This window comes from Priestia sp. AB (genome assembly GCF_028369225.1).
GTDB lineage: Bacteria > Bacillota > Bacilli > Bacillales > Bacillaceae_H > Priestia > Priestia megaterium.
The window spans coordinates 1-465 of record NZ_JAQMYN010000067.1 but is presented as its reverse complement, the minus strand read 5'-3'; the positions used below and the strand labels follow the sequence as shown (position 1 = coordinate 465).

General features: G+C 55.1%; 5 tRNA genes. All 5 read right to left on the bottom strand.

From position 1 onward, the window contains the following. Positions 1 to 3: 3 nt before the first annotated feature. A tRNA-Gly gene (locus tag POF52_RS31040) sits at positions 4 to 77 on the bottom strand. A 13-nt stretch (positions 78 to 90) separates the two neighbouring features. Beyond that, positions 91 to 166, bottom strand: a tRNA-Asp gene (locus POF52_RS31035). A gap of 11 nt (positions 167 to 177) precedes the next feature. Beyond that, a tRNA-Ser gene (locus POF52_RS31030) sits at positions 178 to 270 on the bottom strand. Positions 271 to 280: 10 nt separating this feature from the next. Further along, a tRNA-Ala gene (locus POF52_RS31025) sits at positions 281 to 356 on the bottom strand. 12 nt (positions 357 to 368) lie between these two features. Next, a tRNA-Pro gene (locus tag POF52_RS31020) sits at positions 369 to 445 on the bottom strand. Positions 446 to 465 lie beyond the last annotated feature (20 nt).

Here is a 465-nt window from a genome sequence, read left to right as displayed (position 1 = left end):
ATTTGGAGCGGGTGATGAGAATCGAACTCACGACATCAGCTTGGAAGGCTGAGGTTTTACCATTAAACTACACCCGCTTATTTTTAAAAATGGCGGTCCCGACGGGAATCGAACCCGCGATCTCCTGCGTGACAGGCAGGCATGTTAACCGCTACACCACGGGACCAAAATATAAAATGGAGGAGGAAGAGGGATTCGAACCCCCGCGGGCTTTGACACCCCTGTCGGTTTTCAAGACCGATCCCTTCAGCCGGACTTGGGTATTCCTCCGTATATTGCATGGTGGAGCCTAGCGGGATCGAACCGCTGACCTCCTGCGTGCAAGGCAGGCGCTCTCCCAGCTGAGCTAAGGCCCCATAATACTTCTCTGGTCGGGAAGACAGGATTCGAACCTGCGACCCCTTGGTCCCAAACCAAGTGCTCTACCAAGCTGAGCTACTTCCCGTTCATGGCGCGCCCGAGAGG